General features: G+C 71.5%; 13 protein-coding genes and 1 CRISPR repeat array. Of the genes, 7 read left to right on the forward strand and 6 right to left on the reverse strand.

Annotated elements, in window-relative coordinates; all coding sequences use genetic code 11:
• Positions 1-57 precede the first annotated feature (57 nt).
• Both F4559_RS14975 and F4559_RS14980 read left to right on the forward strand, forming a co-directional pair.
• The gene (locus F4559_RS14975) at positions 58-1,218 is read left to right on the forward strand and encodes an ROK family transcriptional regulator (RefSeq protein WP_184669281.1); all 1,161 of its coding nucleotides are present in this window, start codon (positions 58-60) and stop codon (positions 1,216-1,218) included.
• 109 nt (positions 1,219-1,327) lie between these two features.
• The gene (locus tag F4559_RS14980; protein WP_184669283.1) at positions 1,328-2,650 is read left to right on the forward strand and encodes an alpha/beta fold hydrolase; all 1,323 of its coding nucleotides are present in this window, start codon (positions 1,328-1,330) and stop codon (positions 2,648-2,650) included.
• A 2-nt stretch (positions 2,651-2,652) separates the two neighbouring features.
• Here the strand turns inward: F4559_RS14980 and F4559_RS14985 are convergent, their stop codons facing one another.
• Positions 2,653-3,513 (reverse strand): Clp protease N-terminal domain-containing protein, encoded by an 861-nt coding sequence (locus F4559_RS14985; RefSeq protein WP_184669286.1) that lies wholly within the window; start codon positions 3,511-3,513, stop codon positions 2,653-2,655.
• Between the two features lie 149 nt (positions 3,514-3,662).
• Here F4559_RS14985 and F4559_RS14990 point away from each other — a divergent pair, with 149 nt between their 5' ends.
• The 3 genes from F4559_RS14990 to F4559_RS15000 all read left to right on the forward strand — a co-directional run bounded on the left by F4559_RS14990 (position 3,663) and on the right by F4559_RS15000 (position 7,093).
• Entirely contained in the window at positions 3,663-4,640 is a 978-nt protein-coding gene (locus tag F4559_RS14990) for a HEAT repeat domain-containing protein (RefSeq protein WP_184669287.1), read from the forward strand.
• Positions 4,641-5,004: 364 nt separating this feature from the next.
• The gene (locus tag F4559_RS14995; protein WP_184669288.1) at positions 5,005-5,202 is read left to right on the forward strand and encodes a hypothetical protein; all 198 of its coding nucleotides are present in this window, start codon (positions 5,005-5,007) and stop codon (positions 5,200-5,202) included.
• A gap of 271 nt (positions 5,203-5,473) precedes the next feature.
• Complete coding sequence (locus tag F4559_RS15000) at positions 5,474-7,093, forward strand: ABC-F family ATP-binding cassette domain-containing protein (RefSeq protein WP_184669289.1); 1,620 nt, start codon at positions 5,474-5,476, stop codon at positions 7,091-7,093.
• On the opposite strand, the gene F4559_RS15005 is transcribed toward F4559_RS15000, so the two are convergent.
• Positions 7,066-7,767 carry an APH(3') family aminoglycoside O-phosphotransferase gene (locus F4559_RS15005; protein WP_184669290.1) on the reverse strand — a complete coding sequence of 234 codons (702 nt, stop codon included), beginning with the start codon at positions 7,765-7,767 and terminating at the stop codon, positions 7,066-7,068. The genes F4559_RS15000 and F4559_RS15005 overlap by 28 nt on opposite strands.
• An 88-nt stretch (positions 7,768-7,855) precedes the next feature.
• Here F4559_RS15005 and F4559_RS15010 point away from each other — a divergent pair, with 88 nt between their 5' ends.
• Positions 7,856-8,650: a class I SAM-dependent methyltransferase gene (locus F4559_RS15010; protein ID WP_184669291.1), complete on the forward strand. Its 795-nt coding sequence runs from the start codon at positions 7,856-7,858 to the stop codon at positions 8,648-8,650.
• An 18-nt stretch (positions 8,651-8,668) separates the two neighbouring features.
• On the forward strand, positions 8,669-9,268 hold the full coding sequence (locus tag F4559_RS15015) for a TetR/AcrR family transcriptional regulator (protein WP_184669292.1): 600 nt from the start codon (positions 8,669-8,671) through the stop codon (positions 9,266-9,268).
• Between the two features lie 149 nt (positions 9,269-9,417).
• A CRISPR array of direct repeats spans positions 9,418-12,190; the repeat unit is 28 nt; unit sequence GGAACACCCCCGCGTGCGCGGGGAAGAC.
• 140 nt (positions 12,191-12,330) lie between these two features.
• On the opposite strand, the gene F4559_RS15020 is transcribed toward F4559_RS15015, so the two are convergent.
• The 4 genes from F4559_RS15020 to F4559_RS15035 all read right to left on the reverse strand — a co-directional run bounded on the left by F4559_RS15020 (position 12,331) and on the right by F4559_RS15035 (position 16,171).
• Positions 12,331-12,924 carry a TetR family transcriptional regulator gene (locus F4559_RS15020; protein ID WP_184669294.1) on the reverse strand — a complete coding sequence of 198 codons (594 nt, stop codon included), beginning with the start codon at positions 12,922-12,924 and terminating at the stop codon, positions 12,331-12,333.
• 177 nt (positions 12,925-13,101) lie between these two features.
• A complete protein-coding gene (gene htpG, locus F4559_RS15025) occupies positions 13,102-14,946 on the reverse strand; it encodes a molecular chaperone HtpG (protein WP_184669297.1) in 1,845 nt (614 codons plus the stop codon).
• 103 nt (positions 14,947-15,049) lie between these two features.
• On the reverse strand, positions 15,050-15,490 hold the full coding sequence (locus F4559_RS15030) for a hypothetical protein (protein ID WP_184669298.1): 441 nt from the start codon (positions 15,488-15,490) through the stop codon (positions 15,050-15,052).
• A 129-nt stretch (positions 15,491-15,619) separates the two neighbouring features.
• Entirely contained in the window at positions 15,620-16,171 is a 552-nt protein-coding gene (locus F4559_RS15035; protein ID WP_184669300.1) for an AAA family ATPase, read from the reverse strand.
• Positions 16,172-16,227 lie beyond the last annotated feature (56 nt).

Consider the following 16,227-nt stretch of genomic DNA (forward strand, 5'->3'; position numbering starts at 1 on the left):
GTCGTCGGTACGATCAGGAAACTATCAGGAAGCCTTCCTGAAAGAAAGTGGTTCGCCATGCCCGCGTCACCGAGCGTCGCCCGCGCCATCAACGACCGCGCCGCCCTCCTGCTGCTGTGCGACGGTCCGCTCACGGCCGGCCGACTGGCCGAGCTGACCGGTTTGTCCCGCCCGAGCACCGCCGACCTGCTCAAACGGCTCCAGGGCGCAGGTCTGGTCACCGTGGTCGGCGCGGCCGAGGAGCGCCGGCGCGGGCCCAACGCCCTGCTCTACGGCCTGATCAGCGACCGCGTGCACGTCGCCGCACTCGACATCCGCAGGCAGAGCGCCTCGGTCGTGGTGGGCGACCTGCTCGGCGACGTGCTCGCCGAGGCGACCGTGCCGCTCGACGGGGGCCGGCACGCGGTCGAGCGCACGACCGAGCTGCTCGCCGAAACCCTGGGCGCGGCCGGCGTGGACACGCCGCACACCATCTGCATGGGTGTCCCCGGACTCGTGGACCCGGCGACCGGCACGCTGCGCGTCGTGCCCGGCATGCCCGACTGGCACGTGCCGCTGATCCAGGCGTTGCGCGCGAGCCTGCCGCGCCTGGTCGTGGACAACGAGACCACGTTCGCCGCGCTGGCCGAACACCGCGCGGGCGCGGCCCGCGACCGCGACTCGTTCGCCATGCTGTGGCTGGGCAACGGGCCCGGCGGCGCGCTCGTGCTCGACGGCAAACCGCGGCGCGGCGCGTCCGGCGGCGCGGGCGAACTCTGCTACCTGCCGGTGCCCGGCATGCCCGTGCCCACGGCGACCGGTCCGGGCGGGCTGCACGGCCTGGTGTCGTCCGACTCGGTCGTGGCGCTGGCCGCCGACCACGGCGTGACCGCGCCGGTGGTGCCCGGCGAACCCGCCGGTGCGGCGGTCACGCGCGCGGCGGTCGAAGCGGGCGCGGACCGCTTCCTCGACGCCCTCGCCGACCGGGTCGCCGTGGGTGCGATGGCGATCACCGCCGTGGTCGACCCGGGCTGCGTGGTGCTCGGCGGCGAACTCGGCCACGCCGGGGGAGCGGTCCTGGCCGACCGGGTCGCGCAACGGCTGCTCGCCGCGACGCCCATGCCCACGCAGGTGCGGGCCGGGGCGTTCGGCGGGGCGGGCATCCTGCGCGGCGCCCTGCTGACCGCCTGCGACGCGGCCCGCGACGACCTGTTCGGCCCGGCCGACCCGCGCGGGTGATCCCTGATTTGTCCCCGATCTCCGGGTGATCTTGTGGCCACGCGGGGCGCGCTGCCGCCAGGGTCATGGCATGCGCTTGACGGCTCTCGGTCTCACCGTCGCCGCACTGATGGCGATTCCCGTTGCGGCACAGGCGGAATCCCCGCGTGACGACATCGACTGGACCGCGTCGGGCTGTCCCACCGGCCTCGACTGCGGCACGCTCGAACTCCCCGTGGACTGGGCCCGCCCGCACGGGGAGACGTTCCGGCTCGCCCTGGCCCGCCGCCCGGCCGTCCCCGGCGCGCGTCGGATCGGCGTCTTGGTCGTCGTCCCCGGCGGACCCGGCGACTCCGGTGTGGACCACGTGTCCCGGTTCCGGGACCCGGCGCTCGACGGGTTCGACATCGTCGGGTTCGACGCGCGCGGCATCAAACGCAGCAGCCCGGTCGTCTGCTCCGCCGACGTGCTCGCCCGCCGGCCCGCGACCCCAGTCGACCAGCCCGGGTTCGACCGGCTCGTGGCCTACAACCGGGAACTGCACGACGACTGCGTCCGCCACACCGGGCCGATCGCCGACCACGTCGACACCGGATCGGTCGTCCGCGACCTGGAGGCGGTCCGTCGCGCGCTCGGCGAGCCGAAGATCAGCCTGTTCGGCCACTCGTACGGCACGCTCCTGGGCCTGGCCTACGCCGAACGGCACGGCGACCGGTTGCGCGCGCTCGCGCTCACCGGGCTCTTCGACCACAGCCAGGACACCGGCGGGTTCCTGCGCACGTCCGCCGTGGCCGTCGAGGACGCGTTCCACCAGTTCGTGCGGTGGTGCGACACGACGCCGTCGTGCGCGCTGCACGGACGTGACGTCGTGGCGGCGTGGGACGACCTGCTGGCGCGTGCCGACCGCGGCGAGGTGCCCGGCCAGACCGCGGAGTCGTTGTCGATCGCGGCGCACAGGTCGTTCTACGGTCCCGATCACCAGACCTTGGCGAACCTGATCGCCGGTGCGCCCGCCCGGTCGGCCACGACCACCCCGTACCCGTTCCAGGCGATCTTCTGCGACGACTTCCGCGTCAAGATCCGCGACTACGCCGAGTTCTCGCGCTACGCCGACCAACAGCGCCGCCTCGCGCCGCACATGCGCGGTGCCCTTCGTCAATTCGGTGCGGTGACGAGCTGCATCGGGTGGTCGGACCGGGTCTCCTTCCCGCAACACCTGTTGACGCCGCATCGCGGGACGCCGCCGATCCTGCTGATGAACTCGCGCCACGACCCGGCGGGCCTGTACTCGTGGGCGCGTGAGGTCGAACGGCAGGCGCGGGGCCGCGCGACGCTGGTGACGTACGAGGGCCCGGGCCACAACGTCTACCCGAAGACCTCGTGCACCACCACGACGATGCACCGCTACCTGGTCGACCTGACCGTGCCCACGACGACGTCCTGTCCGGCCTGACCTCACCGCCTCCCGCGCAGCACGTCGATCAACGCGTCGAGGTTGTCGTGGAACGTCTCGTAGCGCAGCTCGACGACCGGCGCCGACACCAGACCGCGCAACGGTTCCGGCAGGTCGTCGGCAGCCGGCGCGCGCTGGTCGTCGACCAGCGCCACGACCGTCCGCAGGCCTCGGCGCAGCGCGGTGTCGATCGCGACGTGCACCGGGTCGTCCACCCGCGCCAGTCGGGTGCGGCCGTCGGCGTCGGCGGCGGTGGTCCAGTCCTTCCCCACGACCACGATCACCGCCTCGGCGGCGTCCAGGTCGGCGACGACGGCCGTCGGCCGGTCGCGCAGGTCGAGCCGGTCGGCGATCCGCCCGGCCACGTGGTCGTCGAGGCCCGCGTGGCGGACGACGTGGACGCGGGTGGCGGCGGCGTCGGGCTCCTCGCTCGTGCTCGACCGGACGACGAGTTCGGCCAGGGCGCCCAGGTCGACGCCGGAATCGCCGATCAGCCCGACGGCGCGGCCCTCGCCCTCGCGGATGAGGCCGAGCAGCAGGTGCTCCGTGCCGATGTACCGGTCGGCGAGCCGTTTCGACTCGCGCAGGGACAGTTCCAGCACCCGTTTCATCCTCGGGGTGAACGGGATGTGCGACGCGACGGGGCCGCCGTCGGGTCGCGGCCCCGTGCCGCCGAGGCGGTGGACGAGGTCCCGGTGCGTCAATCCGATCGAGGTCAGGGCACGTGCGGCGGGCCCGCCGTCCTCGGCGACCAGGGCGAGCAGGAGGTGCTCGGTGCCGATGGCGGGGTGGTCCAGGGCCCGTGCCTGGTCCTGCGCGCGGGCGATGACCTGGCGGGAGCGGTCGGTGAAGAGTTCGAACATCGTCGTCAGCTTTCGTGGGACTTCCCGGTGGACACCTCCGGCGTACCTCTCCACCTGTACACGAACCGCGCGCGACCGTGCCGTGTGTGTCCACTGTGGACTGATCATGAGTCTTCCCGTGACCACCGGTGTTCGGGCATGATTCACGGGTGTTGTCTCCTGTCGAGGTGCTCGCCATGACGCCCTGGGCCCGGTTGGAGCACGCCTACGGCGACGCGGCCGACCTGCCCGACCGGCTGACCCCGTTGCTGAGTGAGGACTCCGAGGCGGTGGCGAGGGCACTGGCCGTGCTCGACGCCGCCGTCCTGCACCAGGGCACGATCTATTCGTCCACGGCGCCCGTCGCCGTGTTCGTGGCGGGCATCCTGGCCGATCCCCGCACCGCGGTCTCCTGCGAGGGCGCCCTCCCGTGGGACCCGCGGGTGCGCCCGGTGCGCGCGGCGCTGCTGGAGTGGCTCGCGGTGGTCGCCGACAGTGCGGCGTTCGAGGAGTACGACGACCGCGACACGTTGGCGTGCCGAGCGGTGCGCGCCGATCTCGTGGACGCCGTGCTCCCGTTCCTGGACGACCCGGCCGACCCGGTGCGCGTGGCCGCCCTGGCGGCGGCCGGCCACCTGCTCCGCGCGCCGGAACTGGCGACCCGGCGTACGGAACTGGCGGACCGGCTGCGGTCGTGGGCGGCGAACACGCCACCGGTGGACCGCGTCCGCGTGGCGTTGACGTTGTCGTGCTGGGGCATCGCGCCACACGAGGCCCTGACCGACCCCGACCCGGTGGTACGGGCGTACGCGGCGATCTCGCCGGCGCTGGACACCGACCCCAGGGCGTTGGACGAGGTGCGCACCGCGCTGCGCGACCCGGAATCCGCCGATGCCTGGTTCGCCGACGAACCACTGCCGCACCTGGACCACAGATTCGGTGCCTGCCTGGTGGAGGCGCTGCTGAGACGGACCGCCACCTTCGAGGAGGTGGAGGAGGAAGCCGCGGCCGTGGCCCGGTCGACGGAGAAAATCGGCCTGACCCCCATGCTCGAACGCGCCTTCACGCCACCGGTGTTCACCGACGACCAGTTGACCCCGGCTCAACGCCGCTTCCGCGACGTGTTGGACAAGCACGTCTTGTCGTGATCGGAAAATCCATCCGATCGGGATGTCCGAACGCGTATTTCAGCATGCCTGAACGCGTAGTTCGGCATGTCCGAACGGACGACTCGCGTGCTCCGAGTGCACAACTCGCGGTGTCCGAACGCATAACTCGCACGTTCGCGCAGGCGGGCCATGCGGGGAGGGGTGCGACGGCTCTTTCCGGTGGTCTGCCCTGGCGGCGAGCGACCCCGGCTCCTCATCCCCGGCACAAAAGATTCCCACTGAATTGGCATAAAGTCGGATCCCGGTCCCGTGGATCATAGATTTCGAGTGCTGCTAACTTGTGATCGAGGCGGCATCTGGTCGCGCTGAGGAACTGCCGTAACGAACCGGGGGGTCCGGGTAAATGGAACGTATTCCAGTGGGCTGGCGCGCGGCACTCGCCGTTTGGGGAGTCCTGTGCCTGCTGTCCCTCCTGGGCTGGGTGGCACTGGGTGTGAGCGGCTCGGGGTGGACATTCCCCTACTGGCTGTTCGGCTTCGGGGTGATGATCGTGTGGCTGCTGCTCGCGGTGTTCGTGGCACGCAGCCGATCGGCGGAGTAGGACACGCGAAGGCACACCGGGTCGTCGGGGAAGCGGCGGAAGTCACGGAACCCCGTGAATGAACCCCCACGGCGACCCGGATCGCCTTTGCTACAGTTCGAGGACCAGACCTCAGGAGGCGGACATGGCAGGTGACGACGACATCTCCGGGTGAAGCACCCCTGGATGTCCCCGTCGCCCCTGTCCCCGCGCGCGACCGATCTCCCATGATCGATTGCCCGTGACCGATCGCCCGCGCGCGATCGCGCATCCCGATCCGAGGTCTTCCACGATGTCCGACGCATTCGTCGTCCTGTCCGACCTGTCCTTCTCCTGGCCCGACGACACCCCCGTCTTCGACGGCCTGTCCGGCACCTTCGCCGCCGGCCGCACGGGTCTCGTCGCGCCCAACGGCGCCGGCAAGAGCACCCTGCTGCGCCTGATCGCCGGCGACCTGCGCCCCACCGCCGGCACCGCGACGGTGGACGGCACGTTCGGCTACCTGCCGCAGACCCTGCCCCTGACCGCCGACGCGACCGTGGCCGAGGTCCTCGGCATCGCGGAGATCCTGTCCGCACTCGACGCCGTGGAGTCCGGCGACGCGAGCGAGGAGCACTTCACCACCATCGGCACGGAGTGGGACGTCGAGGAACGCACCCGCGCCCAACTCGACCGGCTCGGCCTGGGCGACCTGGCCATGGACCGGCGGACCGGCACGCTCAGCGGCGGGCAGATCGTCTCCCTGGGGCTGGCCGCACGCCTGCTCGAACGCCCCGACGTGCTGCTGCTCGACGAACCCACCAACAACCTCGACCGCGACGCCAAGGCCCGCCTGCACGACGTGCTCGCGCACTGGTCGGGTTGCCTGGTCCTGGTCAGCCACGATCGCGAGCTGCTCGACGCGATGGACCGGATCGTCGAGCTGGAACGCGGCGACCTCCGTTCCTACGGCGGCAACTTCACGCTCTACCAGGAGACCGTCGAAGCCGAACGCGAGGTCGCCGCGCGCAACGTCCGCAACGCCGAGCAGGACCTCAAGCGCGAGAAGCGGGAACTCCAGCAGGCCCGGGAGCGGTCCGCCCGCCGGGCGGGCAACGCCGCGCGCAACCTCGGCAACGCCGGCCTGCCGAAGCTGTTCGCGGGGAACATGAAGAACAACGCCCAACGTTCGGCGGGCAGGGCCGACGAGACCCACACGTCACGGGTGGGCGACGCCAGGGCCAGGCTGGACGAGGCCGAACGCGCGCTGCGCGACGACAAGCGGATCGCCCTTGAGCTGCCCGACACGACCGTCCCCGCCGGTCGGACCCTGTTCGAGGGCGAGGGGATCCGCCGCGGCGTGCTCGCCGGCGTCGACCTGACCGTGCGCGGCCCGGAGCGGATCGCGTTGACGGGCCCGAACGGCAGCGGCAAGTCCACGCTGCTGCGCGTGCTCGACGGCGACCTGGTACCGGACGAGGGCACGATCCGCCGCGCGGACGGTCGCGTCGCGTACCTGTCACAGCGGTTGGACCTGCTCGACCCGGACCGGACGATCGCGGAGAACTTCGCCGGGTTCGCGCCGTCGTTGCCCGAGTCGCGGCGGCTGACCCTGCTGGCACGCTTCCTGTTCCGGGGCGCCCGGGCGCACCTGCCGGTGGGCGTGCTGTCCGGCGGCGAACGGCTGCGGGCCACGCTGGCGTGCGTGCTGTTCGCCGAACCCGCGCCGCACCTGCTGCTGCTCGACGAGCCGACGAACAACCTGGACCTGGTCAGCGTCGAGCAGTTGGAGCAGGCGCTCAACGCCTACCGGGGTGCGTTCGTCGTGGTCAGCCACGACGAACGGTTCCTGTCGGGCATCGGCGTGCGGCGGCGGGTGGGCTTGGTGGGCGGTCGGCTCGTGGCTCAGCAGAACTCGTCGAGCAGCCGGTAGAAGTCCGACTTGGCCGCGTCCGGTGAGATGCCGTAGCGGTGCAGGTACCGGTCCGCGTAGACCGGGCCGTAGTCGGGGTTGAGATCGCCCGCGAGCGAACGCGTGGCGATGGCGAGATCGGTCCACCGGTCGGCGACACCCAGCCGGCCGGTGTCCACCACGCCGGTCACCCGGCAGGTGTCCGGGTCGAACAGCACGTTGGGCAGCGACAGGTCGCCGTGGCACACCACAAGATCCTCGCCGTCGGGCGTGGTCGCGAGCAGTTCCGCGACGAGCCGGTCCCGGCTCCACCCGCGGCGTTCCTCGTCCAGGTCGTCGAGGTCCACGTCGGCGGCGAGCGCCTCCGGCACGGTCACCGCGAGGCGCCGGTCGAACGGGCAGTCGTCCACCGGCAGCGCGTGCAGCCGGCGGGTCAGGTCGGCGAGCGCGTCGACCACGCGTGGTCGCAGGTCGGCGGCCCACGGGTCGGCCGCGGTGCGACCGGGCACCGCCGCGGTGACCAGCAGGCCGGGTGCGCACTCCAGCACCTCGGCGGCCGGGATGCCGTGCTCGCGCAGCCAGACCAGGCGCCGACCCTCGCCGACCAGGTCGAGATCGGCCGACTCCTTCCGGTACACGCCGCCGCGACGACGCACGGAGGCGCCGGACATGCCCACGGTCACCTCTTCCCACATGAGGTGATCATCCCATCGAGCGTTTGACACGGCCGCGACCGTCGTGAACAGTTGTTCATGAACGCTTGTTCACCGCCGGGAGGGCACGATGACCGAGATCGTCAACACGCACCAGTCCGAAGCGTGGAACGGCTACGAGGGCACGCACTGGGCCGACAACCACGACCGGTACGACGCGCTGAACGGCGCGTACAACCCGCACCTGCTGGCCGCGGTCGGCGCGGGCGACCGCGTGCTCGACCTCGGCTGCGGCAACGGCCAGGTCACCCGCCTCGCCGCCCGCCGGGGCGCCCACGCGACCGGCGTGGACCTGTCGGCCCCGATGCTCGCCCGCGCCCGGTCCTGCGCCCAGGCGGAAGGCGTCGACAACGTCACCTTCGAGCAGGGCGACGTGCAGGTGCACCCGTTCGCCGCCGACTCCTACGACGTGGTCCTCAGCCGCTTCGGCGTCATGTTCTACGCCGACCCGGTCGCCGCGTTCGCCAACGTCCGCCGCGCACTGCGACCGGGCGGACGCCTGGCGTTCCTGTGCATCCGCGGCCTGGGCGACCTCGGTCCCGTGCTGCGCGCGATCGGCGGTCCCAGCCCGGTCGGCCCGGACGGTTCGGGTCCGCTGTCGCTGTCCGACCCCGACGTGGTCCGCCGGACGCTGACCGACGCCGGCTTCACCGACATCGGTGTGGCCGCGGTCGACGAGCCGCAGTGGTGGGGCGCCGACGTGGCCGACGCGACCGCGTTCCTGCTCGCCTGGGGCCCGGTCCGCCACGCGCTGGGCGAGGACACGTCCCACGTCCGGGACGCCGTGGCCGCCGCCCTCGCGCCGCACGCCGGACCGGAGGGCGTGCGGCTGCTGGGCAACGCCTGGCTCGTCACCGCCTCCTGACGCCTACGATTCGCCGTCATGACACCCCGCCGCACCGCCGCCGTGCGCGAAGACCTGATCACCTCGGCGCAACGCCTGATCTCCACGCGTGGCACGGCCGGCTTGACGGTCCGGGACATCGCGCGCGAGGCGGGAGTGGCGGCGGGGGCCCTCTACAACCACTTCTCCGACAAGGAGGAGTTGCTCGCGCTCGCGTTGCACGCGCACGTGAGTGCCGTGGACCGGTCCCACGGCAGTCCGACGTTGGACGGCACCCTGGCGGAGAACCTGAAAGCGCTCGTCACGCACGCGCTGGCCGTCCACATCGTGATGCTCCCGGCGTTCGTCGGCCTGGTGGGCAGTCCGGAGGTGATGGCCCGTTTCGACGCCCTGCCCAACCCGCTGGTGGCCGGGCTGGGGTTGCGTGCTGCGGTGGTCGGCTACCTGGAACGGGAGCGGGCACGGGGGGAGGTGGCCGTCGGGGTCGACCTGGAGATCGTAGCCACCCTCCTCATCGGCGCGTGCCACGAACTGGTCATGCCCCACCTGTACCGCAACGCCCCGCTGCCGGAGTCCGTCGATCCGTCCTTCGTGGATCGCTTGGTCTCCACCGTCCTCGACGGCATCGTCCCGCGCTGACCACGCCGGTTCTCGCGGTCATGCGTCAAGACACCCCCGAATGCGCGGGGAGAACAGCATGCCGCCGAGCATGGTGGTGTAAACAAGCAGAACACTCCGCGTACGCGGGGAAGACCGCGAGGACGGTGCCGTCGGGGATCAGGCTGACGGGAACACCTCCGCGTGCGCGGGGAAGACGGAACCGGTCCATGAGACCCCCTCGGCTGACCCGGAACACCCCCGCGTGCGCGGGGAAGACACGCTGCGCCAGGCCGACGACCTCATGATCACGGGAACACCCCCGCGTGCGCGGGGAAGACAAGAAGATCGGGACCCAGGCGCAGCGCAGGGGGAACACCCCCGCGTGCGCGGGGAAGACGTGCCTCTGCACTACGAGGTCGGCAACCTCGCCGGGACACCCCCGCGTGCGCGGGGAAGACTCGGACATGGAGTTGACGAACACCTTGCGGGGCGGAACACCTCCGCGTGCGCGGGGAAGACGGGCTTGCCGATCCGCTGGGCCAGCGTCGGCCAGGGAACACCCCCGCGTGCGCGGGGAAGACCAGGAGCGGTGCTCCACGTTCCGCAGGTTCGGCCGGAACACCCCCGCGTGCGCGGGGAAGACGGCGGTCAGCTCGATCGGGAACACGTCGTGGGGGGAACACCCCCGCGTGCGCGGGGAAGACGGCCGGGGACGGCGATCCCGGTCTCCTCGGCGAGGGAACACCCCCGCGTGCGCGGGGAAGACTTCGGCGGACGCCGCGACGGCGAACGGCTCGTGGGAACACCCCCGCGTGCGCGGGGAAGACCCTGCCTTTGTTGATGGCGGGGCCGGGCAGATGGGAACACCCCCGCGTGCGCGGGGAAGACGTAGGACTGCATGGCGTCGAGCCGGTCGAGCAGGGAACACCCCCGCGTGCGCGGGGAAGACCTGGTCGGGTACCGGCGGGAGTTCGTGCGCCCGGGAACACCCCCGCGTGCGCGGGGAAGACCGGGCGCGGACAGCAACTCGATGGCACCTGTGCGGAACACCCCCGCGTGCGCGGGGAAGACGGGATGAGCAGGTCATACACCTTGGGTCGCCGGGGAACACCCCCGCGTGCGCGGGGAAGACCTCGGACGGCCGATCAACGCGCTGCTGCGTGACGGAACACCCCCGCGTGCGCGGGGAAGACTTGGACTGGCAGGAGTTCGAGATTGTCCGGCCGGGAACACCCCCGCGTGCGCGGGGAAGACCGGTTGGCGGTGGGGACCTCGGCGCGACTGTTGGGAACACCCCCGCGTGCGCGGGGAAGACGTAGTGGGCCCGGCCCAGGTGGTGGGCGTGGCGGGGAACACCCCCGCGTGCGCGGGGAAGACAGGTGGGACTGTCGGCCAGGACCAGTCCGTCGGGGGAACACCCCCGCGTGCGCGGGGAAGACATCGACCGCGCGTGGCCCATCCGCCCGCGCCCGGGAACACCCCCGCGTGCGCGGGGAAGACCGTCTGGTCCGCGAGGTCCGCAACCGCATGGAGGGAACACCCCCGCGTGCGCGGGGAAGACATCTGGTCGGACGGCGGGCAGCATGAGGGCGCGGGAACACCCCCGCGTGCGCGGGGAAGACCGCGACCCGGTCGTCGCGCCCGGACCGCCCGGCGGGAACACCCCCGCGTGCGCGGGGAAGACGGCATGACCCCGGACGAGTTCGTCGACCAGTTCGGAACACCCCCGCGTGCGCGGGGAAGACCAGTGCGACGGGCAGGTGCAGCCACCAGGCGCGGGAACACCCCCGCGTGCGCGGGGAAGACGTCCGTCTCGGACACCACGATCTCCTCGACCGCGGGAACACCCCCGCGTGCGCGGGGAAGACCTGCGTATCGCCTACGAGGACGGCAAATGCGGCGGAACACCCCCGCGTGCGCGGGGAAGACTTGAAGCGCCAGGAAACGGCACTCACCGAGAAGGGAACACCCCCGCGTGCGCGGGGAAGACACCCTGCTCTACGGGCAGGACGTGGACGGAACACCCCCGCGTGCGCGGGGAAGACCGGGCGTGCTGGGCGGCCAGGGCGGCGGCGAGCGGAACACCCCCGCGTGCGCGGGGAAGACGCGATCCCGGAACGACCTGCTGATGGCGGGCAGGGAACACCCCCGCGTGCGCGGGGAAGACTCGTCGACGACGTCGGCGACCCACAGGTCAGCGGGAACACCCCCGCGTGCGCGGGGAAGACGCGCCCGGTCTTGCCGGTCGAGGAGGTGCCGCGGGAACACCCCCGCGTGCGCGGGGAAGACCACTCCGAGACGACGTGAAGGCAGTCCTTGCCGGGAACACCCCCGCGTGCGCGGGGAAGACGCCTCACCGACTGCGGCGAGCAAGCGCGCCGGGGGAACACCCCCGCGTGCGCGGGGAAGACCCCAACTGCGGCGACATCGCCTGCGCGGTCGACGGAACACCCCCGCGTGCGCGGGGAAGACATGCGGGCGCGCTTGGCGAGCGCGGTCGACGAGGGAACACCCCCGCGTGCGCGGGGAAGACAACGGAATCGTCGCGGAGAACTGGGCGCTGGTGGGAACACCCCCGCGTGCGCGGGGAAGACCTGATCGTCAGCTCGACTCCGACCATTCTGGACGGAACACCCCCGCGTGCGCGGGGAAGACTCGCCGGTCTGCTCGTCAGCGGCCTTGCCGACGGGGAACACCCCCGCGTGCGCGGGGAAGACGTGATCGCCCGCACCGCGCGCGAAGTCGACCTGGGAACACCCCCGCGTGCGCGGGGAAGACGGGCATGCGCGCGACGGCGACCTGGTGGTGGACGGAACACCCCCGCGTGCGCGGGGAAGACCGTGGCAAGCGCGCACCGCACGTGGTTGAGCCGGGAACACCCCCGCGTGCGCGGGGAAGACGGCGAGGCTGGCGGTGTCGATGGGTTGGCCGGGGGAACACCCCCGCGTGCGCGGGGAAGACACTTGCTGACCTGGGACTCTGTCGGCGGAACCCTCCGTTTTTATTCGGTTCGTCGGTGTCTCGTAATCCGGTACAGCCGCCGGTGGCCCGGCGTTTGCCGGCCGTCCGACCCGCCGCGACGAAATCGCCGACGGGCACCTTCAACGCCTCGGCGGTGTCAACCCGCGCAACGCGATCCCGATGCCGCGCACCAGCGATTCCCGGTACTCGTCTCCGGACTGGCCCAGCTCGTAACTGGTGAGCGCGACCGCGTGCGTGGCGCCGACGATCGCGCCCACCACGGCGGCGGCGCTGATCGCGTCGAGTTCGTCCGGGTACCGCTCGACCAGCGCGGTGGCCATCCGGCGCTGGGCCTCGAACGCCACGCGCAGCATCCGGGACTGGATCGCGGGCACCGTCGTCACCAGTTCGGTGAACAGCTTCGCCAACTCCGGTCCCGGCCGGTACTCGGTGATCAGCTCGTCGTGAGCGCGCAGCAGCACGTCCGGCAGCGACTCGTCCGGGCCCCGGCTCGCGACGATCGCGAGCATGTGGTCGATTCGCGGGCCGCCGTCGTCGAAGAGGACGTCCTCTTTGCTGGGGAAGTAGTTGAAGAACGTCTTCGTGGCCACGTCCGCCGCCTCGGCGATCTGCACCACGGTCGTGCGCTCGTAGCCCTGCTCGGCGAACAGCCGGATGGCGGTGTCCACGATGCGCTGTCGTGTCTCCCGCTTCCTGCGTTCACGCCGGTCCATGCGCGAACCCTACCGGTCAGCACGGCTGTGCGTCGGACCACCGCCCGGTCACGGCGGGTGGTGTGGAAGCCCGGGGACCTGCCGCCGTCAGGCGCCGGAAGCGTCCGGAACCCGCCGCCGGCGCGGCGAACCGCCCGGGGCCTCCGCGTTCCGGCGTGCGGAGGCCCCGGACGTCCGTCAGAGCGCGCGCTGGAGCTGCTCGGACAGCAGTCGCACGAACCGGGCCGGGTCGGGCAGGTCGCCACCCTCGGCGAGCACGGCCATGCCGTACACCAGTTCGGCCGTGCCCGTGATCGCCGAGTGGTCCGCGTCCGCGGCGAACCGCTCCCGCAGCCCGGCGACCAGGGCGTGGTCCGGGTTGATCTCCAGGATCCGCTTCACCGGCGGGAACTCCTGGCCCATCGCCCGGTACATCTTCTCCAGGGTCGGGCTCAGGTCGTGCGAGTCGCCGACGACGCACGCGGGCGAGGTGGTCAGGCGGGTGGAGAGCCGGACCTCCTTGACGTGGTCGGCCAAGGTCGTGGTCAGCCACGCGAGCAGGTCGGCGAAGTCCTTGCCGCGCTCCTGGGCGGCGGACTTCTCGTCGTCGCTCTGCACGTCGACCTGGCCCTTGGCGATCGAGCGGAACGCCTTGCCCTCGAACTCGTCGACCGCGTCGACCCACATCTCGTCGATCGGGTCGGTGAGCACGAGCACCTCGTACCCCTTGGCGCGCAACGCCTCCAGGTGCGGCGAGTTCTCGATCGCGGCCCGCGTGCCGCCGGTCATGTAGTAGATGTCGGTCTGGTCGTCCTTCATCCGTTCCACGTACGCGGCCAGCGTGGTCTGCGCGTCCTGGTCGTGCGTGGAGTCGAACGAGGCGATGCCCAGGATCGTGGCGCGGTTGTCGGGGTCGGAGAGCAGGCCCTCCTTGACCGCCGCGCCGAACTCGCGCCAGAACGTGGCGTAGTCCTCGGGCCGGTCGGCCTGGAGCGTCTTGACCGTGGACAGCACCTTCTTGACCAGCCGGCGGCGCATGAGCTGGATCTGGCGGTCCTGCTGGAGGATCTCGCGGGAGACGTTGAGCGAGAGGTCCTGCGCGTCGACGACACCCTTCACGAAGCGCAGGTACTCCGGCATCAGCTCTTCGCAGTCCTCCATGATGAAGACCCGCTTGACGTAGAGCTGCACGCCGCGCTTGCGCTCGCGCATGAACAGGTCCAGCGGCGCCCGCGACGGCAGGAACAGGAGGGCCTGGTACTCGAACGAGCCCTCGGCGCGCATGAGGATCGTGTCGAGCGGCTTGTTCCAGTCGTGGCTGAGGTGCCGGTAGAACTCGGCGTACTCCTCCTCGGTCACCTCGGAGGCGGGCCGCGCCCACAGGGCCTTGCGCGAGTTGAGCGGCTTCTCCTCGCCGTCCAGGCGCACGGGCCACGTGATGAAGTCCGCGTACCGCTTGACGATGTCGGTGAGCTTGGCCGTCGACGTGTAGTCGGCGAGGTTGTCCTCGTCGTCGGCGGGCTTGAGGTGCAGCGTGACGGCGGTGCCCTGCGGCGCGTCGTCGACGTCCTCGATGGTGTAGGTGCTCTCGCCCGTGGACTCCCACCGCACGCCCTGGTCGGTGCCCGCGCGCCGGGTCACCAGCGTGACCTTGTCGGCGACCATGAACGTCGAGTAGAAGCCGATGCCGAACTGGCCGATCAGCTCCTGGTCGCGGCTCTGCTCGAGCTTCTTGAGGAACTCGGCCGTGCCGGACCGCGCGATGGTCCCGATGAGTTCCACGACCTCGTCCCGGTCCATGCCGATGCCGTTGTCGCGCACCGTGAGGGTGCGCGCGTCGGCGTCGACCTCCAGGGCGATGTGCGGGTCGGAGGTGTCCGCGACCAGGTCCTTGTCGCGGAACGTCTCGAGCCGCAGCTTGTCCAGCGCGTCCGAGGCGTTGGAGACCAACTCGCGCAGGAACGTGTCCTTGTTCGAGTAGATCGAGTGGATCATCAGCCGGAGTAGCTGACGCGCCTCTGACTGGAACTCGCGCGTTTCCACGTTCGTCCTTTCGACTGTTCGTCCGGCGGTACGTCGACCCGGGATCGTATCGACTCGCCGCGCCCGCCGGTGCCACCCGACACCCGTCACGAACGGGCGGATGTCAGCCGATCGTCGGTGTGATCGTCGGCGGGTACCCGGGAACCGTCTCGCGCAGCCAACGGTCGAGGGCCCGTGCGGCGTCGATGATCCGTTGTCGGTTGGCCGGGTCGAGCCGGTCGAGGGAGGACAGTTCCGAGACGGCGTCGCCCAGCGCGATGCCTTCCTGGACGCGGTCTGCGTCCGGGCGCCTCCGCAGCTCCCTGACGACCGCCGTCGCCCGGTAGATGAGCACTCGTACGTTCTCGGCCTGGACGTCGTCGGGCAGTCCGGTCAGGTCTTGGGCGACCGCGGTGCCGAACAGGTCGAGCGCGGGAGTGATCGCCGACATCGAGGCCGAGGTGGACGTCGCGGTCACGGTGAGGGCGGGCTTCGCGCAGGACGCCTGCGTGGCTCCGACGGCGACCACGAGCAGGACGGCGGCGACGATCCGGGGTCTATTCACGGCTGCCGAGGGCCCGTGGTGTCGGCGATTCCCGATGCGGCTCGCCAGACGGTGATCAACCATTGCTCGACACCGTGTGCGCAGGACGCCTCCTCCATCTCGGGCCTCCGGCGATCGACTCCCGGATGGCTACTCAAGGTGATCGTAAGAGATTCGGGCCTCGGTCCACGCGCGGGCGAGGATCTCGGTCGTCGTCTCCTCCGGGGTCTGGTCCGAGGTGTCCAGCCAGAGACCGATGCGCGGGGTCTCGGTGCGCAGGCCCTGGTCCAGGAGGTTGACGGTCCACTCGTCGTAGCTGTTCTTCCCCCGCCCCGCCTCGCGGGCCGCCACCGCAGCCGGGCTCGGGGCCAGCACGACCACGAGCAACGGCCGGGAGCGGATCGACGTCACCAGGTCGGTCAGGTGGTCGCCCAGGACCACGTCCTGAGCCACGACGGTGAACCCCGCCTCGAAGTACGCGTCCGCCACGTCCGCCGTCAGCCGGTGGCGCAGGCGCAACTGCCGGACGGCCTCCGGGCTCGGGTCGGGGGTCATGTCCGCGCGGCCGGTGACGATCATGCGGCGGAACAGGTCGCCGCGCAGGTGCACGGCGTCGTCGAGGCGTTCGGCCAGCAGTTGGGCCACGGTCGACTTGCCCGCCGCCTGGATCCCCGTCACGAGCAGCACCGCCCGTTCCCGCATCCGCGCCCCCTCATTCCGTACGAGGTCCCACCGTAGTCCGGGACGCTGTCCGTCGA

This window comes from Saccharothrix violaceirubra (assembly GCF_014203755.1).
Lineage (GTDB): Bacteria > Actinomycetota > Actinomycetes > Mycobacteriales > Pseudonocardiaceae > Actinosynnema > Actinosynnema violaceirubrum.